Below are 26,533 nucleotides of genomic sequence, written 5' to 3' on the forward strand. Positions count from 1 at the left end.
GAGCGAAATGGCTGGGCAGGTACAAAGACAGACGGGCGTGGCGCTCTGGCGGCAGATCGCCGATCGTATCCGCCAGGCGATCAGCGCCGGTGCCTATGACGAGACCGGCATGGTGCCGGCCGAGACGCTTCTGGCGCAGCAGTTCGGCGTCAACAGGCATACGGTCAGAAGCGCGATCGCAGCCCTTGCCCAGGAAGGGATCGTGCGCGCCGTGCAGGGACGCGGCACGCTGATTGAGCGCAAGGAGCGTCTGAACTTTCCGATCACCAGGCGGACGCGGTTCACGGCCGGGATCGGCGAGCAGGCGCGCGCGATGCGCGGGCTGCTGCTCAGTCACAGAGAGGAAAGAGCGGACGAAGAGGTGGCGCGCTGGCTGAAGCTGCGGGCGGGGGCGCCCGTGATCCGCATGGAGACGGTGCGCAAGGCCGACGACCGGCCGGTCTCGTGCGCAACGGCTTGGTTTCCGGCGGAACGCTTTGCGGGCTTGCCCGCAGTCTACGAGAAGACGGAATCGATCACCCGCGCCTTTGCCGACCTCGGCCTCTCCGACTATGTCCGCGCGACGACGGAGATCACCGCCGCCCATGCCGATGCCGCCGACCTTGCCGCGCTCGAACTGACACCGGGAGCGATCGTGCTCATCACCAAGGCTGTCAACACCGATCTCGAGGGCGTTCCGGTGCAATACGCGATCACGCGGTTTTCAGCGGATCGCGTGCAGTTCACGATCGAGAACTAAGCGAAGGCGAGTCGTGTCGGGGACCCAGGGATTTCTGCCATAGCCCGCGAGCGAAAAGGCTATTTTCCCTCCCAAGGGAACTTTCCCGCACCCGCCCCGGGTTCGAAATCGGTGGAGACGCTGAGGTCGCGCCATTGCCGATGGGCCTCCGCCCTGACGGCATCGTTCTGTTCGACGCCGCGCACCGCATCGCTGCCTAGCAGTAAGCGCAGCGGCGGTTCGGCGAGGCTGGCGATGTAGACCACAGCAGCAGCCGCCTTCGCCGGGTCGCCCGGCTGCTTGCCGTTATAGTCGCGCTGGTAGCGAGCCATCTTGCCGACCGTGTCTTCGTATTCCGGGCGACCCTCGCGAAGTTGCGTGGACGCACCGGCGAAATCGGTCCGGAAGCCGCCCGGCTCGATGATCGTTACCTTGACGCCGAGCGGGCCAACCTCTCTGCTGAGAACTTCCGAGAAACCCTCGACGCCCCACTTGGCCGCGGCATAGGGCGCGCGACCGGCGGGGCCGATGCGGCCGCCGACGGAAGAAAACTGGATGATGTGGCCGAAGCCCTGCTCACGCATCAGCGGCAGGGCCGCCTTGGTGACGGTGATCGTTCCGAACAGGTTGGTTTCGATCTGGGCGCGGAAATCGGCAAGGCTGGTGTCCTCGATCGATCCGACGTCGCCGTAGCCCGCATTGTTGACGAGCACGTCGAGGCGGCCGAACGTTTCTACCGCCGTCTTCACGGCGGAAGCAGCCGATTGTTCGTCGGTGACATCCAAAGATATCGTCAGGACGTTGTCCCCATAGCGCTCTTTAATGTCTTCAAGCTGCGAAGGATCGCGCGCTGTCGCGACCAGCTTGTGCCCTGCCGCCAGCACCGCCTCCGCAAGCGCCCTGCCGAGGCCGCGGGAACTGCCTGTAATCAACCAAACCTGTGACATCAGAAACCTCCTTGATCCGTCACGAGGGATATAGGCGAGGCAGTTTCATCTTGAAAGAAGGTACCCTGAGGATCTATACATACCTTATGGTAACTGTCCTGAACGATCATACATTCGACTTCTGTGAAACGCTGACGGACGAGGAGGACGCTCTTGCGCGCGCGATGCTGGAGCGCGCCAGTGCCAAATGGCCGCTGCGCGTCATGCACATATTGGCTGAGGCAAAAGGCCCCTTGCGCTTTTCGCGCGTTCTGGAACGGGTGGATGGGATCAGCCAGAAGGTGCTGACGCAGACGCTGCGGACGCTTGAGAGCGACAGCCTAGTGACGCGGACGCTCTACCCGCAGGTGCCGCCACGCGTGGAATACGAATTGACGCCGCTTGGCGGTGAGCTTCTGGTGGAGGTGGTGACGCTCTGGCAGTGGATCGCCAATCGTCTACCGGATTTCGAGGCTGCCCGGAAGAAGGCGCCTCAGGCGGAAAGCACGTCAGAAGGCTAAAAAGCCGGTGCCAACAAGTTGGAAAAGCGCCGCGCAGCAACAACAGATGCGCGGCGCCTTGATGTCAATGCGCGCCGGACATATCGCCGAGCACTTCCTTGGAAGCGACGGTCGAGTCGGCGTTGAGCTTATAGACCATGGGAACGCCCGTCGCGAGATTGAGCGCGAGGATCTGTTCCTTGGACAGGCGGTCGAGCACCATGACAAGCGAACGCAGCGAGTTGCCATGGGCAGCGACCAGCACCTTTTCGCCGCGCAGGACCCTGGGCAGGATTTCCGTCAGGTAGTAAGGCCAGACGCGGGCACCGGTGTCGCGCAGGCTTTCGCCGCCCGGAGGCGGTACGTCGTAGGAACGACGCCAGATGTGGACCTGCTCCTCACCCCACTTGGCGCGGGCGTCATCCTTGTTGAGGCCGGAAAGATCACCGTAATCGCGCTCGTTCAGCGCCTGATCCTTGAAGGTCTTGAGGTCCGGCTGACCGACGTTGTCGAGAATGATCTTCAGGGTGTCCTGGGCGCGCTTCAGGTCCGAGGTGAAGGCGACGTCGAACTTGATGCCGTAATCGGCGAGCGCTTTGCCGCCGGTGTTGGCTTCCTGAATGCCGAGCTCGGTCAGTTCAGGGTCCTTCCAGCCGGTGAAAAGGTTCTTGAGGTTCCAGTCGCTCTGGCCGTGGCGAACGAGGACGAGAGTGCCGCTCATGAAAAATGCCTCCGAAATAGATTACTTTGAAGAAAGCCCGAGCACGTCGAGCATGGAATAGAGACCGGGCTTCTTGTCGCGCGCCCAGAGCGCTGCCTTGACGGCACCGCGGCCGAAGATCGAGCGATCGGTGGCGCTGTGCGACATCGTCACCGTTTCGCCTTCTCCGGCAAAGATCACCGAATGCTCGCCGACAACCGAGCCGCCGCGCAGCGTGGCAAACCCGATTGTGCCCTGCTCGCGCGGACCGGTGTGGCCGTCGCGCACCCGCACCGAATGCGAGGCGAGATCGACGCCCCTACCCTTGGCAGCCGCATCACCCAAGAGCAGCGCCGTGCCCGAAGGGGCATCGACCTTGCGCTTGTGGTGCATTTCAAGCACTTCGATATCCCAGTCTGCGGGATCCAGCGCACGAGCGGCCTGCTCGACAAGAACGCTGAGCAGGTTCACGCCGAGCCCCATATTGCCTGATTTGACGACACGGGCGTGACGCGCCGCAGCCGCGATCTTCGCATCGTCATCAGCAGAGCAGCCGGTCGTGCCGATGACATGGACAATGCGCGCCTGCGCAGCCAGCGCCGCGAACTCCACGGTGCCGGCGGGCGACGTGAAATCGAGGACGCCTTCGGCATGCAGAAAGGCCGCCAGCGGATCATCGCCGATGATAACGCCATTCGCGCCGAGACCGGCAATTTCGCCAGCATCCTTGCCGACGAAGGGAGAGCCCGGACGTTCGACCGCGGCATGCAGCGTCACGCCATCGATGGCGTGGATGAGACGGATAAGCGTCTGCCCCATGCGCCCTGCCGCGCCAACTACAACCAGTTTCATCGCAGCATCGGTCATGTCAGTCGATCATCCTATCAGCGGGCATCCGAGGCGGCTGGCCTCTGAAGATTGTTGAGGCGAGCGTAAAGACCGTCGCTACGCTGCGCAAGGCTATCGTGATTGCCTTCTTCGATGACGCGGCCCTGTTGCATGACGACTATCTTGTCGGCGCGGACAACGGTGGACAGGCGGTGGGCAATGACAACCACCGTGCGTCCGACCATGGCGCCATCGAGTGCCTTCTGCACCGCGGCTTCCGACTCCGTGTCCAGTGCCGAGGTCGCCTCATCCAGGAGCAGGATCGGCGCGTTGCGGACAAGGGCGCGGGCGATCGAAAGCCGTTGGCGCTGGCCGCCGGAAAGCGTCACGCCGTTCTCGCCGACCGGCGTGTCGTAGCCTTGCGGCTGCGCCAGGATGAACTCGTGCGCATAGGCAAGGCGCGCGGCGCGCTCAACATCCTCATCCGTCGCCTCCGGGCGGCCGTAGCGGATGTTGTCGCGGATCGAACCTTCAAAGAGATAGGGCTGCTGGGAGACATAGGCCAACTGCTCGCGCAGCGACCGTTTCGTCACATGCGCAATGTCCTGACCATCGATCAGGATCTGGCCTGCCTTCGGATCGTAGAAGCGCGGAATGAGCGTGATGATCGTCGATTTGCCGGCGCCCGACGGCCCGACGAGCGCCGTCGTCTTTCCGCCATCGGCAACAAGGCTGACATCGCGAAGAACTTCATCGTCGCCATAGGCGAAGGAGACGTTGCGGAACTCTATCTTGGCTTCCGTCACGACGAGCGGCTTTGCGCCGGGCACATCGCGCTGATGCGGCACCGTATCGAGGAATTCATAGATCATGCGGGCGTTGACGACAGCACGCTCCATCTGCACCTGAAGACGTGCGAGGCGGCGCGCCGGATCATAGGCGAGCAGCAATGCCGTTACGAAGGAGAAGAACGCGCCCGGCGGAATGTTGTTATAGATCGTCCCGTAAGCGGCATAGGCAAGGACGCTCGCCACCGCCAGGCCGGCGAAGCTTTCGGTAAGTGGCGCCGTGCGTTCGGACAGGCGGGCGATGCGGTTGGCGCGCCATTCCGCGCTTTGGACAAGCTTGTCGACCTTCTGCTCGAGCTGGCGCTCCATGGTGAAGGCCTTGACGATGGCGATACCCTGGATGGTTTCCTGCATCGCACCGGCGACGTGGCTGTTGACGTTGATCGCCTCCTTGGTTGCCACGCGAAGCCGCTTCGACACGTATCGCAGTGCATAAAGAAGAGGCGGCGCCAGAACAAACACCGCCAGGCTGAGCAGCGGATCCTGAATGATCATAACGGCGAGCAGGGAGACGAACGTCAGGAGATCGCGCACCGTCGACGTGATCGTCAGGTTCATCACATCACGGATGCCGCCGATGTTCTGATTGAGCTGTGCAACGACGTGAGCCGAGCGTGTCTGGTTGAAGTATCCGAGCGACAGCTTCATCAGGTGCGCATAGGCACGCTGCTGGTACCGCGCCACGATGTTGTTGCCGATCTTCGACAGCACCACCGCCTGACCGTAGCTTGCAAAGCCGCGCAACACGAAGGCTACGAAGATGGTGAAACAGATCACCCAGACGATGTCGGCACGTCGGTGTTCGAACGCCTCGTTGATGACAGACTTCATGATCCAGGCGGTGTACGCCGTCGACAAGGCAACGATGACGAGGCAGCTGATCGCGAAAACATAGCCCCAGAGATGATCCCGGCCGTTCTCTGCGATGATGCGCTTCAAGATGCCGGTGATGCTGTCGCTGTTTACGGGCGTCTGCTTGGTGTCCGGTGCTTGCAAAAATCAGTCTTCCTGTGTGTCAGGACACGCATGTCCTCATGACTGCGTGCGCTCGCGCGGGTCTATAAAGAGTTGGCAGCCTTTTGACCAGAGTGTTACGCCCGCCAGCGGCGGCCGTCGGTCGAGACGCCGAAGCTCTCGGGGTTGCGGGCATAGGACGAGAGCCCTGCGACAGCCGCAAGCGGGTGGGTGACGACATAGGTCGGGATCGTCGAAAGCAGCTCGGAATGCGGCGCCTTGTCCTCGAACGCGGCACGGAATTCCGGCTTCTTCAGCGCCGGCAGGATCTTCTGCGAGATACCGCCGGAAAGGAAGACTCCGCCGCGGGCCATGAAGATCATCGCCATGTCGCCGGCGACACGGCCGAGATAGGTCGAGAACAGGCTGATCGTCTCGACGGCAACCGGGTCGGAGCCGGCGAGCGCGTGCGAGGTGATATCAGCAGGGTCGGCGTAAACGGGCTCGATGCCATCCGCCGTGCAGATCGCCAAGTAGAGATTGACGATACCACGGCCGCAAAGGATCTGCTCTGCCGAGACACGGCCCTCAATCGTTTCCACATGCGGGAAGATCTGCAGGTCTCGCGCGGTGCGTGGCCCGAGATCGACGTGACCACCCTCGCCCGGCACCGGAATCCATGAGCCGCGTGCATGGACGAGGCCGCCGACGCCGAGGCCGGTGCCGGGGCCGAGGACGACACGGGATGCGACCATTTTGCCCGACGCATCGCCAAGGCGCTCGCGGTTCTCGTCCGAGAGGTTGGCAATTGCCAGGGCCTGCGCCTCAAAGTCGTTGACAACGAGCACGTCCTCGATGCCGAGTCCAGCGATCATCGTGCGCGGGCGGACAACCCAGTCGCAGTTCGTCAGCGGGATCTCGTCCGCGCTGATCGGTCCGGCGACGGCGAGAATCGCCGAGCGCGGCCGCAGGCTGCTCTTTTCGAGAATGCAGCTTCGGATCGCATCGTCGATCGTCTCGAAATCGGCGGTGCGGACATTCGGAAAATGGATCTGCTCTGCCGTGGCGTCGGGGATGATCGCAAAACGGGCATTGGTGCCGCCGATATCGCCGATCAGGATCGGGAAGGGCATGGCGGTGTCGCGGGTATCGAGCTGGGGCATGGCAGGTTCCGTGCGTGCGCGCTATTCAAGCGCCGGTTACGCGTGAAGGGTGGCAATAAGCTTGTCGGCGGTCGCTTCGTTCAGCGCCATCGGGATATCGTAAACGATTGCAAGCCGCATCAAAGCCTTGACATCGACATCATGCGGCATCGGCGTCAGAGGATCGACAAAAAAGATCAACACGTCGACTTCGCCTGTGGCAATCAGGGCACCGATCTGCTGGTCGCCGCCGAGCGGGCCGCTCTTCAAGCGTGTCACGTCGAGGTCTGGAGCAGCCTCCAACACGCGGCCGCCGGTCGTGCCGGTGGCGACGATCTTCCAGTTCGCGAATGTCTCGCGGTGGCGGCGTGCGAACTCCGCCATGTCGTCCTTCTTCTGGTCATGCGCAATCAATGCAAGGCACTTGCCGCCGGCCATGAAAAGGACCTCCGCCTGAAAATTCAATCGATTTGGCTGCTTCTATACGAAGCGTCCGTCTTTTGAAAGACCGTCGCCCCCATGGCAACGCCTACTCACCGGACGGCTTGTCGTCCGGCACCGGGCCAATGTCAGGCAGTGCATCGTCGGATGCCGTTGCAGGCATCACCGCCATCGGCGCAATCGCCGGAGCGCCGGGGGTTCCACCAAACGTCGCGGCCTGAATGGAGTCGACGGATGGCGCTGCGAGAACCGACGAGCAGGCGTTCGGAAGATCGGAGACCATGACTTCGCGCGGCTTGGCGGGCTTCGTGCCGGGCTTTGGCGGCTTCGGCGGCGCCCATGGTTCCTTCGTGAACCACCATGCGAGCGGCTTGCCGCATCCATCATCGGCGGGCACCGGCGCTTGCGGCTTGCAAGAGGTTGTGCCCGGCGGGCACTTGATGCGGATGTGGAAGTGTGAATCGTGACCGTAGATCGGCCGCAGCTTGCCGAGATTGGTGCGGTCGCCCGTCCAGGTGTCGCACATCTTCTTCTTGATGGCCGGATTGACGAAGATCCGCTCGACCTGCGGATAGCTCGCCGCGCGCATCAACAGGCGGGCGCGCGATTCGGTCCAGACATTGGGATTTATCGTCAGAAACGCATTCTTCTGCAACATCGTCGTGAAAGGCAGCGTTTCACGTTCCTCGATGCTCAGGGGATGAGCGGGCATTGGCGTCAGCCAGACATCTGCATCAAGTCCGATCTGGTGCGAAGCATGGCCGTTGAACATCGGCCCGCCGCGCGGCTGCGAGATGTCGCCGACGAGCAGGCCCGGCCATCCATCATACTGTGCCGCATCACGAGACAGCCGCTCCAGGAGCGAGATCATCGCCGGATTGCCCCAGCGGCGATTGCGCGAAAGCCGCATGGTCTGCCAGGTCGGCCCATCGACCGGCAGCGCGACAGCGCCGGACATGCAGCCTTTCGCATAGAAGCCGAAAGGCTGCGCCGCACCCTGGTTCGGCAGGGAGACGGAACCGAAAATCGCCTTGGCGCTCCCGGGACTCGGTTGCTTCTGTTCGGCGCCGGCTTCGCCGGCAACAAGGCTTGCGCCGAGCACGCCGGCGAATGCCAATTTCAAAAAAGTCTGGAAAGTCCTGGTGGTATGGAGAGCCATGCCATGTCCTGAGCGTCTGCGGGCCGCGGCCGAGTGATTTGCGATCGAATCTACCGTGAAAAGCAATTTTGGTGAATCGATGTTTTCGCCCATGCCCAGTCAGGCAGCATTGTGAGGCTCAGGCGTTAGCAAGAATGTCGGCGGTTTTGCGCACCCGGGCAAGGCGCGGGAAGATGCGCTCGCAGGCAAAGGCATGCATCTCGGCCGAGAACGTCGTCATCGCATCCTCGACGGCGATGACCGCATAATTGTGCGCGAAGGCATCGCGAATGGTGGCCTCGACACCGAAATTGGTGGCGATGCCGGTGAGAACCACGGTCTTGATGCCGCGGCGGCGCAGTTGCAGGTCGATTTCAGTCCCGTAAAAGGCGCTCCATTGATGCTTGGTGATGCGCACATCGGGCGTGAGCGCCGCGATCTCAGGCGGCTCGCGCAGGGCTTCGGCCGGCAGTCCACCCTGTGGGAAGACAATCGGCTCGTCAGTTGGCTGGTTGACAGCATCGGCATAGTCTGCGGAAAATCCGACAGTCACGAAAATCGTGGTGCCGCCGGCGGATTTCAGCGACTTGGCGATCGTGGCGGTATTTTCGATTACCTGCTGGGCGGAATGGGGCGCGACAGGCCTGGAAATGATGAAGCCCTGCAGATCGATGGAGATCAGGGCCGTGGTCTTGGGATCGTAGAGGGACATGGAAGGCTCCAAAATAGATATGAGGATATCCTCACAATTGAAAGTATGAGGATGCCCTCACAAAAATCAAGCCTGGATCCGACGAAACGTTCGCCGAAGCAGAAGCGCGGGCGGGAGCGCGTTGCCGTTCTGACCGAGGCGGCAGCCAGGGTGTTTCTCGACAAAGGCTACGAAGCCGCGACGATGACCGAGATCGCTGCCGAGGCGAAGTCCTCGATCGGCTCGCTCTACCAGTTCTTCCCGACCAAGGTGCTTCTGGCGGAAGCGCTCCATCTCGAACGGCTGCGGCAGCTCAACGCGGCGCTGGTGGATCTGCAGGCGACCGTGGACGGCAAGCGTGCGGCGGAAATCGGCGACGCGATATTTGCCCGACTTGGCGCCTTTCTCGAGGAGCATCGTGAGTTCCCTGTGCTGGCGGCGCGCCGGGACATTCCCAAGGAACGCAAGGTGCAATCGCGGGCAGAACTGCGCGGCAATATCACCGCGCTGCTGCGCAAGGCCGCGCCGTCGATTGGCGACGACGTGGAGTTGCTTGCGGCACTGGTGCTTGAACTCCTTCGGATCATCGTGACCGCAGCGCACGATCCGGATCTCGGAGGCGACCCACGCATGACGGCGGAACTGCGTAGAATGCTGAGGAAACGACTGGAGGAAGCAACGACCTGACGGGCCGCAGCCTTGGTCACGATCCCGCGAGCCGGACAAAAACTGTTGGCTCACCTGTTTTTCGCCTGTTTTTCGCCTATTGTCGGCGAAAGCAGAAAAACAATCGGGGTTGGCGAATGGCGCTTACGTGGTCGAAATTTGGTGTGGTGTTTTCTCTTCTCGGCGCAATGGCGCTGCCCTTGCAGGCCGTTGCCCAGGAGCCAAATTTCCAGATCGGCAGTTCCGTCATCAGCGCGCTGAAATACAAGCCGGGATTCAAGCATTTTGACTACGTCAATCCGGATGCGCCGAAGGGCGGTAACTTGCGGCTTTCCGCCTCCGGCACCTACGACACCTTCAATCCGCTGCTTTCGAAGGGCGAAACGGCAGTCGGTCTGACGCTGCCTTTCGAAACGCTGATGAAATCGGCCGACGACGAGCTGCTCGCCTCCTACGGCCTGTTGGCGGAAGGGCTTTCCTTTCCCGACGACGTGTCGAGCGCGACCTTCCGGCTGCGCACGGAAGCCAAGTGGGCCGACGGAAAGCCGGTGACGCCTGATGACGTCGTCTTCAGTTTCGACAAATCGAAGGAGCTCAATCCGCTCCTGTCCAACTACTACAAGCATGTCGTAAAGGCCGAGAAGACGGGCGAACGCGACGTGACCTTCACCTTCGACGAGAAGAACAACAAGGAGCTTCCCAATATCCTGGGACAGCTGACCGTGGTGCCGAAGCACTGGTGGGAGGGCGCGGGACCGGACGGCAAGCCGCGCGACATTTCCAGGACGACGCTCGAGCCGGTGATGGGATCCGGCCCCTACAAGATCGCTGCCTTCGCGCCGGGCGCGACGATCCGCTACGAGTTGCGCGACAACTACTGGGGCAAGGACCTCAATGTGAATGTTGGCCAGAACAATTTCGGCTCTATCACCTACACCTATTTCGGCGATCGGGACGTGGAGTTCGAGGCCTTCCGGGCCGGCAACAGTGACTATTGGCAGGAGACGCAGGCGGCACGCTGGGCGACCGGCTATGATTTCCCCGCCGTCAAGGACGGGCGCGTGAAGAAGGAGGACGTCCCCAACGCACTGCGCGCCACTGGCATCATGCAGGCTCTGGTGCCGAACACCCGTCGCGATATCTTCAAGGACGAAAAGGTTCGCGAGGCGCTGAATTACGGCTTCGACTTCGAGGAGCTGAACCGCACCGTCGCCTTCAACACCTACAAGCGCATCGACAGCTATTTCTGGAACACCGAGCTTGCCTCCTCGGGTCTGCCTGAGGGCCGGGAGTTGGAGATCCTTGGTGGCCTCAAGGACAAGCTGTCGCCCGCGGTCTTCACTACGCCCTATACCAATCCGGTCGGCGGCGATCCGCAGAAGAGCCGCGACAACCTGCGCAAGGCGATCGGGCTGTTCAAGGAAGCGGGCTGGGAGATCAAGGGCAACCGCATGGTCAATACCAAGACCGGCAAGCCGATGAGCTTCGAGATCCTGCTGTCGAGCCCGATGCTGGAACGCTGGGCGGTGCCTTATACCAACAATCTGAAGAAGATCGGCATCGATGCGCGCGTCCGGACCGTGGATGCCTCGCAATACACCAACCGGGTGCGCAGCTTCGACTACGACATGATCTGGAATGTGTGGGCGCAGACGATGAACCCCGGCAACGAGCAGGCCGACTATTGGGGCTCGGGATCGGCTAACCAGCAGGGTTCCCGCAACTATGCGGGCATTGCCGATCCGGCGATCGACGCACTGATCCGCATGGTGATCTTCGCCCCCAACCGCGACGAGCAGGTTGCGGCGATCAAGGCGCTCGACCGCGTGCTCCTAGCGGGGCACTATGTCGTGCCGCTGTTTTATCGCGGCACGCAATCGATCGCCTATTGGAACACCGTCACGCGGCCGGCCGAATATCCGACCTATGCGACCGGCTTCCCCGATGTTTGGTGGTCATCCGCCGCGGCAAAATGAGCAGGCTTGCATTGGCCTGACGGCTGGGCTCCAAATGAACCATGCGAATCAGGACAAGGCGTAACGTGCCTGCCCACACCACGAGGAGACCGCACGGATTGAACGGCGATAGACTGGACAGCGCTCGACGCAAGCTTTCCCGGAAGGGTCCTTACTAATGGGCGCCTATATCTTTCGCCGCCTGCTTTTGATGATCCCGACGATCATCGGCATCATGGCCATCTCCTTTACTGTCATCCAGTTCGCACCCGGCGGTCCGGTCGAGCAGGTGATTGCGCAACTGACCGGCGATGCGCAGGGCGCGGACTCGCGGCTTTCCGGAGGCGGCGGCGACCTTCTCGGCGGCGGCGGTCTTGACGAAGGCGGCTCGAAATACCGCGGCGCCCAGGGGCTCGATCCTGAGCTCATCGCCAAGCTCGAAAAGCAGTTCGGCTTCGACAAGCCGCCGCTGACGCGCTTCGGCGAGATGATGTGGAACTACATCCGCTTCGACTTTGGCGAAAGCTTCTTCCGCAACACCTCCGTGCTGAACCTGATCAAGGAGAAGCTGCCGGTCTCGGCTTCGCTCGGCGTCTGGATCATGATCTTTTCCTACGGCATCTCGATCCCGCTCGGCATCCGGAAGGCGGTCAAGGACGGCTCGACCTTCGACGTCTGGACCTCTGGCGTCATCATCATCGGCTATGCGGTTCCGAGCTTCCTGTTCGGTATCCTGCTGATCGTGCTCTTTGCCGGCGGATCCTTCTATGACTGGTTCCCGCTGCGAGGCCTCGTCTCCGACAATTTCGACCAGCTCGCCTGGTGGCAGAAACCACTCGACTATTTCTGGCACCTGACGCTGCCGCTGATTTCGCTTTCCCTGGCAGCCTTCGCGACAACGACGCTGCTCACCAAGAACTCCTTCATCGAGGAGATCAAGAAGCAGTATGTGGTGACCGCCCGGGCGAAGGGGCTGAACGAACGGCAGGTGCTCTACGGCCACGTTTTCCGCAACGCCATGCTGATCATCATCGCCGGCTTCCCCGGCGCCTTCATCTCCGCCTTCTTCACCGGCTCGCTGCTGATCGAGAACATCTTCTCGCTCGATGGCCTAGGGCGGCTCGGCTATCTCTCGGTCGTCAACCGCGACTATCCGATCGTGTTTGCGACGCTCTACATCTTCTCGCTGCTCGGCCTGTTCGTCAGCCTGATTTCCGACCTGATCTACACATGGATCGATCCGCGCATCGACTTCGAGCGGAGGGAGGTCTGATGGACACCGCCGCCAATCCGACGACCGCAACGCCGGTCAAGCCGCCGCGCAAGGGCCTGCTGTCGCCGACCAACATCCGCCGCTGGAAGAATTTCAAGGCCAACCGGCGCGGTTACTGGTCCTTGTGGCTGTTCCTTGTGCTGTTCGTGCTCAGCCTGTTTGCCGAGTTCATCGCCAACGACCGGCCGATCGTCGCCAGCTACAAGGGCGAGATCCTCTTCCCCGTCCTGGTCAACTATCCCGAAGAGAGGTTCGGCGGGTTCCTCGCCGAAACGGACTATCGCTCCGACGTCATCGCGGACGAAATCAATGCCAATGGCTGGATGATCTGGCCGCCGATCCGCTACTCCTATCGTTCGGTCAATTCGAACATCCCGCATTCTGCGCCGACTCCGCCCTTCTGGCTGATGAGCAAGGAAGAGCGCTGCTCCGGATATCCGCAGGGAGCGGCCGATCCCGGCTGCAATTTCGGCAATCTCAATTGGCTCGGCACGGACGATCAGGCACGAGACGTGCTTGCCCGCGTCATCTACGGCTTCCGCATCTCCGTGCTGTTCGGTCTGGTGCTGACCATCTGCTCGGCCGTCATCGGCGTCACCGCCGGCGCCATCCAGGGCTATTTCGGCGGCTGGACGGATCTGCTGCTGCAACGCTTCATCGAGATCTGGTCGTCGATGCCGGTGCTCTACATTCTCCTGATCATCGCGGCGATCCTGCCTCCCGGCTTCTTCGTGCTGCTCGGGATCATGCTGCTCTTCTCCTGGGTTGGCTTCGTCGGCGTCGTGCGCGCCGAGTTCCTGCGGGCTCGCAATTTCGAGTATGTCAGGGCGGCGCGAGCGCTGGGCGTCGGCAACCGGACGATCATGTGGCGCCACCTGCTGCCGAACGCGATGGTCGCGACGCTGACCTTCCTGCCGTTCATCCTGTCGGGCTCGATCACGACGCTGACCTCGCTCGACTTCCTCGGCTTCGGCATGCCGCCGGGCTCGCCGTCGCTCGGCGAGATGATCGCACAGGGCAAGGCCAACCTGCAGGCGCCGTGGCTCGGGCTGACCGCGTTCTTCACCATGTCGATCATGCTGTCGCTGTTGATCTTCATCGGCGAGGCGGTTCGCGATGCATTCGATCCCAGGAAGACGTTTCAATGAGTGACGCTGCCGAAACATTGCTGTCCGTTCGCGATCTCTCGGTGGCATTCCACCAGGGCGGCGACACATCGCTGGCTGTCGATCACGTCTCCTTCGAGATCCGCAAGGGCGAGGTCGTGGCGCTGGTCGGCGAGTCCGGCTCGGGCAAATCCGTCTCCGCCAATTCGATCCTGCGGTTGCTCCCCTACCCCGCGGCCAGCCATCCCTCCGGCGAAATCCTGTTCAAGGGCAAGGACCTCCTGAAGGCATCCGACAAGGCGTTGCGTGAGGTGCGTGGCAACGACATCACGATGATCTTCCAGGAGCCGATGACCTCGCTCAACCCGCTGCACACGATCGAGAAGCAGATCGCCGAGATTCTCGAGTTGCATCAGGGTGTGAAGGGACAGGCCGCGCGCAAGCGGATTCTCGAACTCCTCAACCAGGTCGGCATTCGCGAACCGGAAAAACGGCTGAAGGCTTACCCACACGAACTTTCCGGCGGCCAGCGGCAACGCGTGATGATCGCCATGGCGCTCGCCAACCGGCCGGAGCTTTTGATCGCGGACGAGCCGACGACCGCGCTCGACGTCACCGTGCAGGCGCAGATCCTTGAACTGCTGCGGCAATTGAAGGGCCAGCATGGCATGTCCATGCTCTTCATCACCCACGACCTCGGCATCGTGCGCAAGTTCGCCGACCGGGTCTGCGTGATGACCAAGGGCAAGATCGTCGAGACCGGCACTGTGGAAGAGGTCTTCCGCAACCCGAAGCACGACTATACCCGGCATCTCCTGGCGTCCGAGCCGCGTGGCGAGCCACCGCGTACAGACTCCTCGAAGCCCATCGTGATGCAGGGATCGGATATCCGCGTCTGGTTCCCGATCAAGGCCGGGCTCATGCGCAAGGTCGTCGATCATGTGAAGGCCGTCGACGGCATCGATCTGCAGCTGCGCGCGGGCCAAACGCTCGGCGTCGTCGGCGAATCCGGTTCCGGCAAGACGACGCTCGGTCTCGCGCTGACGCGGCTGATCTCGTCGCAGGGCCGGATCAGCTTCGTCGGAAAGGATATAGCCAGCTATTCATTTACGGAAATGCGGCCGCTGCGCAACCAGTTGCAGGTCGTGTTCCAGGATCCCTACGGCTCGCTCAGCCCCCGCATGTCCGTCGGCGACATCATCGCCGAGGGGCTCAAGGTGCATGAACGGTCGCTCTCCTACGAAGAGCGCGACCAGCGTGTCTGCTGGGCGCTGGAGGAAGTGGGACTCGATCCACTCACTCGCTGGCGGTATCCGCACGAATTCTCCGGCGGACAGCGTCAGCGCATCGCCATTGCCCGCGCCATGGTGCTCAAACCCCGCTTCGTGATGCTGGACGAGCCGACATCGGCGCTCGACATGAGCGTCCAGGCGCAGGTCGTCGACCTCCTGCGCGATCTGCAGAAGAAGCACGATCTCGCCTACCTCTTTATCAGCCACGACCTGAAGGTGGTGAAAGCGCTGGCGAACGACGTCATCGTCATGCGTTTCGGCAAGGTCGTCGAACAAGGATCGTCCGCCGACATCTTCGGTGCGCCGAAGGACGACTATACCAAGGCCCTGATGGCTGCCGCCTTCAACATCGAGGCGGTCCCGACGCCCGCCGTCCAACAGTGAAGATTATCATGCCCGCAAAGCCGCCCATTCTCGTCGATCTGAAGTTCGATCCAGACACCGTTGCCGGCATCCTGAAAACCGCCTTTGCAGATCGCGGCAGCATCAATCTCGCCGATCCCGCCAACAAGGATCGCGATCTGACCGGCATCGACTATGCGCTTCTCTGGAAGCCGGACCCGGACCTTTTCAACCGCGCCCCCAATCTCAAGGTCATCTTCTCGGGTGGCGCCGGCGTCGACAGCTTCATGAACCTGCCGGGCCTGCCCGATGTGCCGATCGTTCGCTTCTCCGACCGCAGTTTGACGACTCGCATGAGCGAATGGGTGGTGATGCAGTGCCTCATGCATCTCCGGCAGCAGCATCAGCACGACAAGGATCAGCGGGCGCGCATCTGGGGCAGGCTGGTACCGCCGGAGGCGGCCGAAATCACCGTCGGCATCATGGGCCTTGGCGTGCTCGGCCAGGACGCGGCCTACAAGCTGAAAGTCATGGGCTTCAACGTCATCGGCTGGTCGCGCAGCCGCAAGGAAATCGAAGGCGTCGAGACGTTCAGCGCCGATCAACTCGATGAGTTCCTGTCCAAGACGGACTTTCTCGTCGGGCTACTGCCGCTAACGCCCGAGACGACCGGCTTTTACAATGCAGCGCTGTTTTCAAAGCTGCGGCAGGGCGGCGCGCTCGGCAAGCCAGTGTTCATCAATGCTGGGCGCGGAAAGAGCCAGGTGCAGGCCGATATCGTCGCCGCGGTCGAAGGCGGCGTGCTCGGCGGCGCCTCGATCGACGTCTTCGCCGTCGAGCCCCTGCCCTCCGATGATCCGCTCTGGGGGCTGGAGAACGTGTTCATCACACCGCACGACGCGGCCGTATCCGACGAAACCGCCCTTTTCCGGCATGTCGAACGCCAAATCGCCCGCTACGAGGGCGGCGAGCCGTTGCAATTCGTCGTCGACAGGCAGAGCGGTTACTGACGGCAGGAACCATGCCGCTTTCCATTCGTTTTTCTCCGAGATGAGGTGCCAGGCCGATGTCGGCTCGCGTGATATCGGAAGGAGACAAGCATGGCTCAGCAGACGGAAACGCGCTGGGAAGAAGCGGATGGCAAGGTTCATACCGAGGAAACGATTTCGCCGGTCAAGGCGAAGCAAGGCCGCATGGGCACCCGTGTCCTGATGGTGTTGCTCGTCGCGCTGGTGCTCGCCTTCATCGTGTGGATCCCGGTCGAAATCTGGGGCAAGAAGGAAGCCGTGGAGGTTGCTCCGCAGCAGCCAGGACAGCAGATTCAGTCGCAGCAGCCAACACCGGCACCGTCTCAGCCGCCGGCATCGAACCCGGCACCGGCTACGCCGAATGCCCCCGCGCAATAGAAACGGGGCGGGTCACGCGGTCACTACGAAGCATCCTGTCGGACGGCCGGCAGGTTGCTTTTCTGTTTGCGCTGGACTTTACCGGCTGATTTTTCGATAAGAAACGCACGAGCCGGTCTTCGTGCGTCGGCTTATGACGCGACGTGTCCGGTTTGGGAATGGGCGGAGTTCATGGCCAAGACCGATATCGCAAGGCGCGTTTACAATCACACCTGGAAGCTCGATCCGATTGTTCGCAGCCTGATCGACACAGACTTCTACAAGCTGCTCATGCTGCAGATGATCTGGAAGCTCTATCCAGACGTCGACGCGACGTTCACGGTGATCAACCGCACCAAACGCGTGCTGCTGGCCGAAGAGATCGACGAGGGCGAACTGCGGGAGCAACTCGACCATGCGCGTTCGCTCCGCCTCTCCAAGAAGGAGATGATCTGGCTCGCTGGTAACAGTTTCTATGGGCGCGCGCAGATCTTCGAGCCTGAATTCCTGGCCTGGCTCTCTCATTTCCAGCTTCCCGAATACGAGCTGTCGAAACGCGATGGTCAATATGTGCTCGACTTCCACGGATCGTGGAAGGACACGACCATGTGGGAAATTCCGGCACTTGCCATCATCAACGAGCTGCGCTCGCGCTCCGCGATGAAGGCGCTCGGACCGTTCACGCTCGATGTGCTCTACGCCCGCGCCAAGGCACGGATGTGGGAGAAGGTGGAGCGGCTGCGCGAATTGCCGGGGCTGCGGATCTCGGATTTCGGCACACGCCGCCGCCACAGCTTCCTGTGGCAGCGCTGGTGCGTCGAGGCTCTGAAGGAAGGCATTGGTCCTGCGTTCACCGGCACCAGCAACGTCCTGCTCGCCATGGACTCCGACCTCGAAGCTGTCGGGACGAACGCCCACGAGCTGCCGATGGTGGCGGCCGCATTGGCCAAGAACGATGCGGAGCTGCGCAATGCCCCCTACAAGGTTCTACGCGACTGGAACAAGCTTTATGGCGGCAACCTGCTGATCGTGCTGCCGGATGCGTTCGGCACGGCCGCCTTCCTGCGCGACGCACCCGAATGGGTCGCCGATTGGACGGGCTTCCGGCCGGATAGCGCCCCGCCGATCGAAGGCGGCGAAAAGATCATCGACTGGTGGAAGAAAATGGGCCGCGATCCGCGTCAGAAGCTGCTGATCTTCTCGGACGGGCTCGATGTCGACGCGATCATCGACACCTACAAGCATTTCGAAGGCAAGGTGCGCATGAGCTTCGGCTGGGGCACCAACCTGACGAACGACTTCGCGGGCTGCGCGCCGACGGAAATCTCGGGGCTCAACCCGATCTCCATCGTCTGCAAGGTCAGCGACGCCAACGGCCGGCCGGCCGTAAAACTGTCGGACAATCCGCAGAAAGCGACCGGCGACGCTACAGAGGTCCAGCGTTACCTGAAGTTCTTCGGAACCGAAGACCGCGTCGACCAGGCGGTGCTCGTCTAGCGCTGCCGCCTGGCTCTCTCCAAACACATTCCCTTGCGCTCCGGCCACATTGTCGCCCAACCGTGACTGATGCTCGGCGGGATGATTCCCCGCTTATGGAGAAAGACTTTGAAGAAAGCCTCAGTTGCCGCAATCAGTATTGCCGCGGTGGCACTCGCGACACCGACCCTCGCTGCCGAGAAAGCCGCCACGTCTTCGCTGATTGGCACGCCGTGGATCGAGACCAAAGCCCAGTCCGACCTGCCAGGCCCGATGATGATCTTCCTGCCGAAAGGCAAATTACTGATCGACTCCTGCTGGGAAACCTATGCTCTCAGGACTTGGAAACAGGCGTCTTCCAAGGAGATTTCATGGGATGAGGACGGCGCCATCATACATGCCAGGATCAAGGCCGTTTCAGCCGATGGCCTCACCCTTCAAATCACTGCCGGCAAGGATATCGTCGAGCGGACCTATGCTGCTGCAGAGGCTCCATATGTCTGTCCGGATATGAAGCGGTAGTTTTCAACCGCCAATCCTGAAACGGCGGCGGCGATACGCAGTCTGGCAAAATGCCACGCCAGTCCCCATTTAATGTCGCAAGAAATGGGTGCCGATGTTTACCGCCCATTGTTTGACTGGAAAGGACGTTTCCAATGACCGTAGATCGTGCAGTACTGGCGGGCGGCTGCTTTTGGGGCATGCAGGACCTCATCAGGCGGTTCCCCGGCGTCGTATCCACTCGCGTGGGCTACACCGGTGGCGAGGTCGCCAATGCGACCTATCGCAATCACGGCAATCATGCCGAGGCGATCGAGATCCTGTTCGATCCCGCCAAGACCAGCTACCGCGACATCCTCGAGTTCTTCTTCCAGATCCATGACCCGACAACGGTGAATCGGCAGGGCAATGATCTCGGCGCCAGCTACCGGTCGGCGATCTTCTACGCCAACGACGAACAGCGTGCGACCGCCGAGGACACGATCGCCGACGTAGACGCCTCGGGTCTATGGCCCGGAAAGGTCGTTACCGAGGTTGTTCCGGTCAGCGATTTCTGGGAAGCGGAACCCGAACACCAGGACTATCTGGAACGCATCCCGAATGGCTATACCTGCCACTTTGTACGGCCAGGCTGGAAATTGCCGAAACGCGAGCAAAGGGCCGCGGCTGGCCAATGAGGCATTCCTCGATCCGCAGTGGGGATCGTATGCTCTAGACAAAATAAGGCCTTGCCGTCACGGCAGGGCCTTTTTTGTATGGACGTCGGTGAACAGCGGACAGCGACAGCACGCATTGAACCCGCGGACGCAGGGTGCCACTTGACCACCGAACTGCAGCTTCGCATCGAGAATGAATCGGGTGGATCACTGTCGACAATCTGACGACATGATCGTATAGGCGGCTCACCATCCGGCTCCGCGAACAAGGAAACTCCGATATGTCCTGGTCCCATCCCGTTGCGAAGATCACCGATGACGAACGGCGCCAGCGCCTCGCGCGCCTGCAGGCCGCACTCGAAGATAAAGCTCTTGACGGCTGCCTGCTCGGCTCGACGGAGAGCCTCCGCTATTTCACGGGCCTCGACTGGCACCCGAGCGAACGATTGCTTGGCGCATTGGTGACGCCAAAGTGTGTCCGCTACATCGCGCCGGGCTTCGAAAAGAGCAGGGTCGAGAGCCTGCCGCGTCTGCCGGGTGAAATCGTCATTTGGCAGGAAGATGAAGCGACCGCGGCGCTGATCGCCTCGCTGCTGCCGGCAAATGCCAGACTGGCGCTCGACGATGCCCTGCCGCTGTTCATCTACCACCAGCTTGCCGGCGCCTTCGGCGCCGACCGGCTCGTCGACGGCGGACGACTGATCCGCGACCTGCGGCTCAGGAAGTCCCAGACCGAAATCGCTCTTATCCAGTATGCCATGGGCCTGACGCTGGAGGTGCATCGCCGCGCGCATTCCTTCATCAAGCCGGGCGTCAGGTCTTCGGAAGTCGTGCGTCATATCGACGAACAGCACCGCGCACTGGGCGCCGAGGGCGGATCAAGCTTCTGCATCGTTTCCTTCGGACTAGCGACGTCGCTTCCTCATGGCGCCGATGGTGACCAGATCTATGCACCGGGCGACGTTGTTCTCGTCGATACGGGTTGCCGGCTCGACGGCTATCATTCGGATCTCACCCGAACCTACGTGCTGGAGGAGCCAACGACGGAATTCGCTGCCGCCTGGGCAATCGAGCGCGAGGCCCAGCATGCGGTGTTCGAGGCCGCCCGCCTTGGCGCTTCTTGCGGCAGTCTCGACGATGCCGCCCGCCGTGTACTGGCCGAACATGGCCTCGGTCCGGATTACGCCCTACCCGGCCTGCCGCACCGCGCCGGACATGGTCTCGGGATGGAAATCCACGAAGAGCCCTATATCGTTCGCGGCAACGCCACCCGGCTGGAATCCGGCATGTGCTTCTCCAACGAACCGATGATCGTCTTCCCCGGTCGCTTCGGCATCCGGCTCGAAGACCACATCCACATGACCGAGACCGGAGCTGAGTGGTTCACGAAGCCGGCGAAGGGCCCGACCGAACCCTTTGCGTGATCTCTTGGTGCAGAGTTCGCAAGACTTGCACCTCGATAATTGCCTTTCTGTCGTCGGCACCTGGGATGCCTGGCGCGATCCGCGCTACCGGAATCGAGATTCAAAAACGCAATATGACGAAGCCACGTCGAGCGTCCGTCGAAAGGGTGACTGGCACGGCACGCCCTGATACGACTTGATAGAAATCCCGCGCGATTCCCGGATGGATCAAGGTAGCAACTCAATGAAGCGCAGACCCACGATCGCCGTCATCATGGACGAAAACACCAGTGCTGGTGGTGACCGGTATGATATTTCGAAACGCTACTTTGCAGCCATTGATCGTGCAGGGGGATTTCCATACGGCATTCCCTACGTGCCAGACCTCGTAGACCAAGTGGTTGATGAATTCGATGGGTTTTTAAGTGTCGGAGGGCGCATCAACTTTCCGAAACAGTGGTACGTCGACGGCGATCAGTCTCGCTACCCGATCTCTGATCGTCTCGCAGTCGAGATAGCGCTGATGAAGGGGTTCCTTGCCCGCGATAAACCAGTGCTCGGCGTTTGCAATGGGATGCAGATGCTCGGGTGCCTACATGGTTGTCGCATGGTTTCGGATGTGCACTCCTCCTGGTCGGGTGCGATCAATCATGACCGCGGCAATCCGCTCCATGAGGTAACCATCCAAGCCGGCACAAGAATGGCTGATATCTTTGCTGCCGAGACATTCAGCGTAAACACCTTCCACAGGGAAGCAATCGTAGAGCTGTCCGACAGTGTCGTTGCTACTGCCCGTGGCTTGGACGGCGTTGTCGAAGCGATTGAGGTACCCTCGCTATCTTTCGCGATGGGGGTACAGTGGCATCCGGAATTGTTTGATCCCGCAGACCACCCTGGCTCTCGAATATTTGACGCGTTCGTCGAAGCGGCGAACCAGCGCTTGTAACGCTCCAGCAGAACAGCTCTTCTTCTGCGTACATCCATTTCAGCAACCGGCCTAACGCCATCGTCGCAGCTCTATACCGGTGATCTGCCACGGAGTTCCATGGATCAGCGTCCGGTTAGTCGAATGAAGAAGCGAGGCTGGCGACGGCGGCCCGGTTATTTGACTGTTGTGCCGTGAGGTCGCGGACAACCGCGAAAATTAATTAGGGAAGCTCCACGAAGGAGCGAATTGAACTTCGGCTTGCATGGAATTGGAGAGCATACCCGAGCCGGCGCTCAAATGTTTTCAGGATAATACTCACCACGCGATTTCACGCAGTTTCACGTATCTGAGCGGTCACACACGCGTGAATTGACGGATGTCAAGCGCGACATATATTCCCTGAAAGATACAATATCATGAATGTTTTCATCATCTTATCCTGAAGATTGGCTTTTTCCTGTGGCTGCGCTTTCTGCCATCAGGGGAGCCGAGGAGCATTAAGTGAGATTGAAACATTTCCTATTCGGCCTGCTGGGTGTTGTGATCGTTGCCTGTGCGGGTTTCTTTGCAATTGCCTGGAAATCCGCGATAGCGCCGATCAGGCCGCCGGATCGCACATCCTTCGATCAGGCGCTAATCCACAAGGGCGCGATGCTGGCCGCGGTCGGCAACTGTACAGCCTGTCATACGCAACCGGGCGGCCGTTCCTTCGCTGGCGGTTTCGCCCTGCCGACCCCATTCGGCACCATCTATTCCAGCAATATTACGCCCGATCCGGAAACCGGCATTGGCACCTGGTCGGAGGCGGCCTTCAACCGTGCCATGCGCGAAGGCGTCCGCCGCGATGGCAAGCATCTCTATCCTGCCTTCCCCTTCGATCACTTCACGCTCGTTTCCGATGAGGACAACAAGGCGCTTTATGCCTTCCTGATGACCCGACCGCCGGTCAAGCAGTCGCCGCCGGCAAACGAACTGCCGTTCCCGCTGAACATTCGCCTCGTGCTCGCCGGCTGGAAGCTGCTCTTCTTCAACGAAGGCCCCTTCCAGAAGGTCGCCTCCGAGAGCGAGGAATGGAACCGCGGCGCCTATCTCGTCAACGGCCTCGGCCATTGCGGTGCCTGCCACACGCCGCGCAACATGTTCGGCGCCGAGAGGGCGGGCATGCATCTCGCAGGTGGTCAGGCGGAAGGCTGGAGCGCGCCAGCGCTCAACCCCAGTTCGCCGGCCCCGATCCCGTGGACGCAAGACAGTCTCTTTGCCTATCTGCGCCAGGGCTGGCATGCCGACCATGGCGTAACCAACGGCCCGATGGGCGAGGTGACCGGCAATCTCGGATTGCTTCCGGATTCCGACGTCAAAACGATCGCCACCTATGTCGCCGCGCTGATGGGCACACCCTCGCCCGAACGCCAGCAAAGGGGTGAGCAGATCCGCAAGAAGATCGGCGAGGATCTCGTGCTTGCCAGCGCTCCAACCGATACGCCCGCCGGCCGTGGCGCGGCGATCTATCAGGCCGGCTGCGCCACCTGTCATGACGGGAGCCGCCCCCTTCCTTTCGGCGGGATCAATTTTCACCTGAGCAGCACGATCAATGCGCCCGACGCGCAGAATGCGATCAACATGGTGCTCTTCGGCCTGCCGGCGGCAAGTGGCCGCCAGAGTGCGATCATGCCGGGCTTCGCCGCGGCGATGACCGACGAACAGCTGACCGATTTGCTTGCCTATCTGCGCGAGACCTTTGCCGGCCAGCCTGCCTGGCCGGACGTCGCGGCGCGCGCTGCCGATACCAGAAGTGGGAAGTTCCAGGTCAGCGTCCGGCCGTCCGACGGCATTGAGCGCGGCCCCGATGATATAGGAGCGCAAGACCAATGATGAAGCTCAACGTTAATGGCGCGGTCCACGAGGTCGAGGCGGATCCCTCCACACCGCTCCTTTATGTGCTGCGCAACGACCTCAAGCTGAATGCAGCCAAGTTCGGCTGCGGAATGGGCCAGTGCGGCGCCTGCACGGTCATGGTCGACGGCAAGGCAGTCTTCTCCTGCCTCATCCCCATCATGTTGCTCGAAGGCCGGCGGATCAAGACGGTCGAGGGCCTCGGCACGATCGACAATCCCGGACCGATGCAGCAGGCCTTCATCGCGGAACAGTCGGCGCAATGTGGCTATTGCATCGCTGGCATGATGATGCGGGCGCAGGCGCTCCTGGAATCGAAACCGGACGCCACCGATGCCGATATCCGCACGGCGCTGGAACCCAATCTCTGTCGCTGCGGCACGCATATGCGGATATTGAAATCCGTCCAGCGGGCGCGCGAGCTGATGAAATCGGCCTCCGCCACCCCGGTTTCAGCTGGTTGAGGAGGAAGACGATGAACGCGCCTACTTTCGACATCACCCGCCGAACCTTCCTCGCCGGCACCGGCGCCCTGGTCGTCAGCTTCACCATCCCGCTCGAAGCTTCCGCTCAGGAAGGCGAGGTGCCAACCGCGCCCAAGCCTCCGGCAAAGCTGCAGGGCAGCCTCGCCGACACACCGTCGCTGGATGCCTGGATCCGCATCGATGCGGACGGTACGATTACCGTCTTCACCGGCAAGGCCGAACTTGGCCAGGGTACGAAAACCTCGCTGCGCCAGATCGCTGCCGAAGAACTTGAGGTAGCGCCGAGGGAGATCCATCTGATCACCGCCGATACGGCAATCACACCGAATGAGGGCTATACGGCCGGCAGTCAGACGATCCAGAACAGCGGCACTGCGATCCGCTATGCGGCCGCTCAGGTCCGCCAGATCCTGATCGCCCAGGCGAGCGGCAAGCTCGGCGTCCCGGCCGATCAACTGAAGGCGGAAAATGGAAAAGTTATCGCCCCGAACGGTGCTTCGGTCGGCTACGGCGAACTGGTCTCCGAGCAGATGCTGCACATCGAGGCCGACCCCAATACCAAGATCAAGTCGCCCGACAGCTATCACGCCATCGGCAAACCTTTTGCCCGCATCGACATTCCCGGCAAGGTGACTGGCGGCGAAGCCTATGTGCAGGACATGCGTCCCGAGGGCATGGTGCATGCCCGGGTTGTGCGGCCGCCGAGCTATTCGGCCAAGCTTGTCGAGCTGGACGAAACCAAGATCAAGACCATGCCCGGCGTGATCGCCATTGTGCGCGACGGTGATTTCCTTGCCGTCGTGGCCGAGCAGGAGTTCCAAGCGGTCAAGGCGATGCGCGCCATGACCGCCATCGCAAAATGGCAGGAACAGGCCGTGCTTCCGGACCAGGAGCAGATTCCCGCATGGCTCGAAGCCAACGTCCGCGAGGTCGGCACCGTCACGTCGGTCGGCGCGGACACAGCCGCGGGCGTCAAGACGCTCTCGGCTCAGTTCACCCGTGCCTACCAGATGCACGGCTCCATCGGCCCTTCCGCGGCAGTCGCCGTTTTCAAGGACGATGCGCTGACTGTCTGGACGCATACCCAGGGCGTCTATCCGGACCGCAAGGCGATCGCGCAAATGGTCGGCATGCCGGAGGACAAGGTGCGCTGCATCCATACGGAAGGCTCGGGCTGCTACGGTCATAACGGCGCCGACGATGCCGCGGCCGATGCGGCGTTGATCGCCACCACCCTTCCCGGCCGTCCGGTGCGTGTGCAATGGATGCGCGATCAGGAGCATCTGTGGGAACCCTACGGTCCGGCCATGCTGACCCGCGCCAACGCGACGCTCGATGAAAAGGGAACCATCGTCAACTGGCACTACGATCTGTGGAGCAACAACCACGGTACGCGTCCGGGTTCTGCCGGCTCGCTGATCGCCGGGAGACTGATGGCCAAGCACTTCCCGCCGGATGCGGCCAAGCTGCAGATATCGCCGCTCGGCAATGGCGATCGCAACGCCATTCCGCTCTACGACGTCCCGAACCAGCGCGTGAACTGGCATTTCCTGGCCGACATGCCGGTCCGCGTCTCGGCGCTTCGCGGACTTGGTGCCTATTGCAACGTCTTCTCCATCGAGAGCTTCATGGACGAGCTTGCGGAAGCGGCCGGGGCTGACCCCGTCGAGTTCCGGCTCCGGCACATGAAGGACCCAAGGGCCCGGAAAGTGATCGAGGTCACAGCCGACAAGTTCAACTGGAACAATGATCCGCTACCGGCGGGCAAGGGACGTGGCTTCGCCTTCGCGAAATACAAGAACCATGCCGCCTATCTGGCCATCGCGCTCGAAGCAGAGGTCGATGCCGAGACGGGCATCATCCAGATTTCGCACGTCGTATCCGCCGTCGATTGCGGCGAGGCCGTTGCACCAGACGCCATCGTCAACCAAACCGAGGGCGGCATCCTGCAATCGATGAGCTGGACACTCTACGAGGCGGTGCATTTCAACAATACACGGATCACCAGCCCCGACTGGTCGGCCTATCCGATCCTGCGCTTCAGCGCGGTTCCGGACAGCATCGAGGTGCATGTTGTCGACAATCCCGGCCAGCCTTATCTCGGTGTCGCGGAAGCCGCCCAAGGACCGACGGGGGGAGCCATTGCCAACGCCTTCAAGCACGCGACAGGCAAGCGCCTTTACGATCTGCCCTATACTCGGGAAAGGGTAAAGACAACGCTCGGTGCTTAGGCCGATTATGCCGGCCCGATAGCCGCTGGGAGGAAATGACGCGGAGCGACCGATA

General features: G+C 61.6%; 25 protein-coding genes. 17 read left to right on the plus strand and 8 right to left on the minus strand.

The annotated features are described in order from the left end of the window. Positions 1-7: 7 nt before the first annotated feature. Positions 8-739, plus strand: coding sequence for a phosphonate metabolism transcriptional regulator PhnF (gene phnF, locus C934_RS0103265; RefSeq protein ID WP_018855270.1), 732 nt, complete (start codon positions 8-10; stop codon positions 737-739). Between the two features lie 59 nt (positions 740-798). Here the strand turns inward: phnF and C934_RS0103270 are convergent, their stop codons facing one another. Next, a complete protein-coding gene (locus C934_RS0103270; RefSeq protein ID WP_018855271.1) occupies positions 799-1,665 on the minus strand; it encodes an oxidoreductase in 867 nt (288 codons plus the stop codon). An 86-nt stretch (positions 1,666-1,751) separates the two neighbouring features. On the opposite strand from C934_RS0103270, the gene C934_RS0103275 reads away from it, so the two are divergent. Then, positions 1,752-2,165, plus strand: a complete 414-nt coding sequence (locus C934_RS0103275) for a winged helix-turn-helix transcriptional regulator (protein WP_018855272.1) — start codon at positions 1,752-1,754, stop codon at positions 2,163-2,165. A gap of 64 nt (positions 2,166-2,229) precedes the next feature. Here C934_RS0103275 and C934_RS0103280 read toward each other — a convergent pair whose 3' ends face one another. From C934_RS0103280 to C934_RS0103310, 7 genes are all read right to left on the minus strand, one after another. Further along, entirely contained in the window at positions 2,230-2,865 is a 636-nt protein-coding gene (locus C934_RS0103280; RefSeq protein WP_018855273.1) for a 2,3-bisphosphoglycerate-dependent phosphoglycerate mutase, read from the minus strand. Positions 2,866-2,886: 21 nt separating this feature from the next. Beyond that, positions 2,887-3,711 (minus strand): 4-hydroxy-tetrahydrodipicolinate reductase, encoded by an 825-nt coding sequence (gene dapB / locus C934_RS0103285; protein ID WP_018855274.1) that lies wholly within the window; start codon positions 3,709-3,711, stop codon positions 2,887-2,889. 17 nt (positions 3,712-3,728) lie between these two features. Further along, positions 3,729-5,516 (minus strand): ABC transporter ATP-binding protein, encoded by a 1,788-nt coding sequence (locus C934_RS0103290; RefSeq protein ID WP_018855275.1) that lies wholly within the window; start codon positions 5,514-5,516, stop codon positions 3,729-3,731. 95 nt (positions 5,517-5,611) lie between these two features. Next, positions 5,612-6,637, minus strand: coding sequence for a glucokinase (locus tag C934_RS0103295; RefSeq protein WP_018855276.1), 1,026 nt, complete (start codon positions 6,635-6,637; stop codon positions 5,612-5,614). 36 nt (positions 6,638-6,673) lie between these two features. Further along, a complete protein-coding gene (locus C934_RS0103300) occupies positions 6,674-7,054 on the minus strand; it encodes a methylglyoxal synthase (protein WP_018116716.1) in 381 nt (126 codons plus the stop codon). Between the two features lie 91 nt (positions 7,055-7,145). Then, positions 7,146-8,216 (minus strand): penicillin-insensitive murein endopeptidase, encoded by a 1,071-nt coding sequence (gene mepA, locus C934_RS0103305; RefSeq protein ID WP_026371527.1) that lies wholly within the window; start codon positions 8,214-8,216, stop codon positions 7,146-7,148. A 118-nt stretch (positions 8,217-8,334) separates the two neighbouring features. Beyond that, entirely contained in the window at positions 8,335-8,907 is a 573-nt protein-coding gene (locus C934_RS0103310) for a hydrolase (RefSeq protein ID WP_018855278.1), read from the minus strand. A gap of 51 nt (positions 8,908-8,958) precedes the next feature. Here C934_RS0103310 and C934_RS0103315 point away from each other — a divergent pair, with 51 nt between their 5' ends. The 15 genes from C934_RS0103315 to C934_RS0103385 all read left to right on the plus strand — a co-directional run bounded on the left by C934_RS0103315 (position 8,959) and on the right by C934_RS0103385 (position 26,478). Further along, complete coding sequence (locus tag C934_RS0103315; RefSeq protein ID WP_018855279.1) at positions 8,959-9,573, plus strand: TetR/AcrR family transcriptional regulator; 615 nt, start codon at positions 8,959-8,961, stop codon at positions 9,571-9,573. A 116-nt stretch (positions 9,574-9,689) separates the two neighbouring features. After that, entirely contained in the window at positions 9,690-11,528 is a 1,839-nt protein-coding gene (locus C934_RS0103320) for an extracellular solute-binding protein (RefSeq protein ID WP_018855280.1), read from the plus strand. 157 nt (positions 11,529-11,685) lie between these two features. Beyond that, positions 11,686-12,780: a microcin C ABC transporter permease YejB gene (locus C934_RS0103325; protein ID WP_018116711.1), complete on the plus strand. Its 1,095-nt coding sequence runs from the start codon at positions 11,686-11,688 to the stop codon at positions 12,778-12,780. Next, on the plus strand, positions 12,780-13,928 hold the full coding sequence (locus C934_RS0103330) for an ABC transporter permease (protein ID WP_018116710.1): 1,149 nt from the start codon (positions 12,780-12,782) through the stop codon (positions 13,926-13,928). The genes C934_RS0103325 and C934_RS0103330 overlap by 1 nt, the downstream gene beginning before the upstream one ends. Then, complete coding sequence (locus C934_RS0103335; protein WP_018855281.1) at positions 13,925-15,562, plus strand: ABC transporter ATP-binding protein; 1,638 nt, start codon at positions 13,925-13,927, stop codon at positions 15,560-15,562. The genes C934_RS0103330 and C934_RS0103335 overlap by 4 nt, the downstream gene beginning before the upstream one ends. An 8-nt stretch (positions 15,563-15,570) precedes the next feature. Next, on the plus strand, positions 15,571-16,530 hold the full coding sequence (locus tag C934_RS0103340) for a 2-hydroxyacid dehydrogenase (RefSeq protein WP_026371528.1): 960 nt from the start codon (positions 15,571-15,573) through the stop codon (positions 16,528-16,530). A 90-nt stretch (positions 16,531-16,620) separates the two neighbouring features. Then, complete coding sequence (locus tag C934_RS0103345; RefSeq protein WP_018116707.1) at positions 16,621-16,926, plus strand: hypothetical protein; 306 nt, start codon at positions 16,621-16,623, stop codon at positions 16,924-16,926. Positions 16,927-17,097: 171 nt separating this feature from the next. Then, positions 17,098-18,402 carry a nicotinate phosphoribosyltransferase gene (gene pncB, locus C934_RS0103350; RefSeq protein WP_018116706.1) on the plus strand — a complete coding sequence of 435 codons (1,305 nt, stop codon included), beginning with the start codon at positions 17,098-17,100 and terminating at the stop codon, positions 18,400-18,402. A 108-nt stretch (positions 18,403-18,510) separates the two neighbouring features. Next, positions 18,511-18,903: a hypothetical protein gene (locus C934_RS0103355; RefSeq protein ID WP_018855283.1), complete on the plus strand. Its 393-nt coding sequence runs from the start codon at positions 18,511-18,513 to the stop codon at positions 18,901-18,903. A gap of 134 nt (positions 18,904-19,037) precedes the next feature. Continuing rightward, on the plus strand, positions 19,038-19,559 hold the full coding sequence (gene msrA, locus C934_RS0103360) for a peptide-methionine (S)-S-oxide reductase MsrA (protein WP_018855284.1): 522 nt from the start codon (positions 19,038-19,040) through the stop codon (positions 19,557-19,559). A gap of 260 nt (positions 19,560-19,819) precedes the next feature. Then, positions 19,820-20,962, plus strand: coding sequence for a M24 family metallopeptidase (locus C934_RS0103365; protein ID WP_018855285.1), 1,143 nt, complete (start codon positions 19,820-19,822; stop codon positions 20,960-20,962). A gap of 202 nt (positions 20,963-21,164) precedes the next feature. Then, positions 21,165-21,887 (plus strand): gamma-glutamyl-gamma-aminobutyrate hydrolase family protein, encoded by a 723-nt coding sequence (locus tag C934_RS0103370; protein ID WP_018855286.1) that lies wholly within the window; start codon positions 21,165-21,167, stop codon positions 21,885-21,887. 483 nt (positions 21,888-22,370) lie between these two features. Next, positions 22,371-23,741, plus strand: a complete 1,371-nt coding sequence (locus tag C934_RS0103375; protein WP_026371529.1) for a c-type cytochrome — start codon at positions 22,371-22,373, stop codon at positions 23,739-23,741. Beyond that, complete coding sequence (locus C934_RS0103380; RefSeq protein ID WP_018855288.1) at positions 23,738-24,226, plus strand: (2Fe-2S)-binding protein; 489 nt, start codon at positions 23,738-23,740, stop codon at positions 24,224-24,226. Before C934_RS0103375 ends, C934_RS0103380 begins: the two co-directional genes overlap by 4 nt. 11 nt (positions 24,227-24,237) lie before the next feature. After that, positions 24,238-26,478: a xanthine dehydrogenase family protein molybdopterin-binding subunit gene (locus C934_RS0103385; protein WP_018855289.1), complete on the plus strand. Its 2,241-nt coding sequence runs from the start codon at positions 24,238-24,240 to the stop codon at positions 26,476-26,478. Positions 26,479-26,533: the final 55 nt, after the last annotated feature.

This window comes from Rhizobium sp. 42MFCr.1, assembly GCF_000377185.1.
In the GTDB taxonomy this organism is placed as follows: Bacteria; Pseudomonadota; Alphaproteobacteria; order Rhizobiales; family Rhizobiaceae; genus Rhizobium; species Rhizobium altiplani.

Coding starts and splice junctions, on each gene's coding strand:
- phnF (WP_018855270.1), top strand. CDS start 8: ATGGCTGGGCAGGTACAAAGACAGACGGGCGTGGCGCTCTGGCGGCAG.
- C934_RS0103270 (WP_018855271.1), bottom strand. CDS start 1,665: ATGTCACAGGTTTGGTTGATTACAGGCAGTTCCCGCGGCCTCGGCAGG.
- C934_RS0103275 (WP_018855272.1), top strand. CDS start 1,752: ATGGTAACTGTCCTGAACGATCATACATTCGACTTCTGTGAAACGCTG.
- C934_RS0103280 (WP_018855273.1), bottom strand. CDS start 2,865: ATGAGCGGCACTCTCGTCCTCGTTCGCCACGGCCAGAGCGACTGGAAC.
- dapB (WP_018855274.1), bottom strand. CDS start 3,711: ATGACCGATGCTGCGATGAAACTGGTTGTAGTTGGCGCGGCAGGGCGC.
- C934_RS0103295 (WP_018855276.1), bottom strand. CDS start 6,637: ATGCCCCAGCTCGATACCCGCGACACCGCCATGCCCTTCCCGATCCTG.
- C934_RS0103300 (WP_018116716.1), bottom strand. CDS start 7,054: ATGGCCGGCGGCAAGTGCCTTGCATTGATTGCGCATGACCAGAAGAAG.
- mepA (WP_026371527.1), bottom strand. CDS start 8,216: ATGGCTCTCCATACCACCAGGACTTTCCAGACTTTTTTGAAATTGGCA.
- C934_RS0103310 (WP_018855278.1), bottom strand. CDS start 8,907: ATGTCCCTCTACGATCCCAAGACCACGGCCCTGATCTCCATCGATCTG.
- C934_RS0103315 (WP_018855279.1), top strand. CDS start 8,959: ATGCCCTCACAAAAATCAAGCCTGGATCCGACGAAACGTTCGCCGAAG.
- C934_RS0103320 (WP_018855280.1), top strand. CDS start 9,690: ATGGCGCTTACGTGGTCGAAATTTGGTGTGGTGTTTTCTCTTCTCGGC.
- C934_RS0103325 (WP_018116711.1), top strand. CDS start 11,686: ATGGGCGCCTATATCTTTCGCCGCCTGCTTTTGATGATCCCGACGATC.
- C934_RS0103330 (WP_018116710.1), top strand. CDS start 12,780: ATGGACACCGCCGCCAATCCGACGACCGCAACGCCGGTCAAGCCGCCG.
- C934_RS0103335 (WP_018855281.1), top strand. CDS start 13,925: ATGAGTGACGCTGCCGAAACATTGCTGTCCGTTCGCGATCTCTCGGTG.
- C934_RS0103340 (WP_026371528.1), top strand. CDS start 15,571: ATGCCCGCAAAGCCGCCCATTCTCGTCGATCTGAAGTTCGATCCAGAC.
- C934_RS0103345 (WP_018116707.1), top strand. CDS start 16,621: ATGGCTCAGCAGACGGAAACGCGCTGGGAAGAAGCGGATGGCAAGGTT.
- pncB (WP_018116706.1), top strand. CDS start 17,098: ATGGCCAAGACCGATATCGCAAGGCGCGTTTACAATCACACCTGGAAG.
- msrA (WP_018855284.1), top strand. CDS start 19,038: ATGACCGTAGATCGTGCAGTACTGGCGGGCGGCTGCTTTTGGGGCATG.
- C934_RS0103365 (WP_018855285.1), top strand. CDS start 19,820: ATGTCCTGGTCCCATCCCGTTGCGAAGATCACCGATGACGAACGGCGC.
- C934_RS0103370 (WP_018855286.1), top strand. CDS start 21,165: ATGGATCAAGGTAGCAACTCAATGAAGCGCAGACCCACGATCGCCGTC.
- C934_RS0103380 (WP_018855288.1), top strand. CDS start 23,738: ATGATGAAGCTCAACGTTAATGGCGCGGTCCACGAGGTCGAGGCGGAT.
- C934_RS0103385 (WP_018855289.1), top strand. CDS start 24,238: ATGAACGCGCCTACTTTCGACATCACCCGCCGAACCTTCCTCGCCGGC.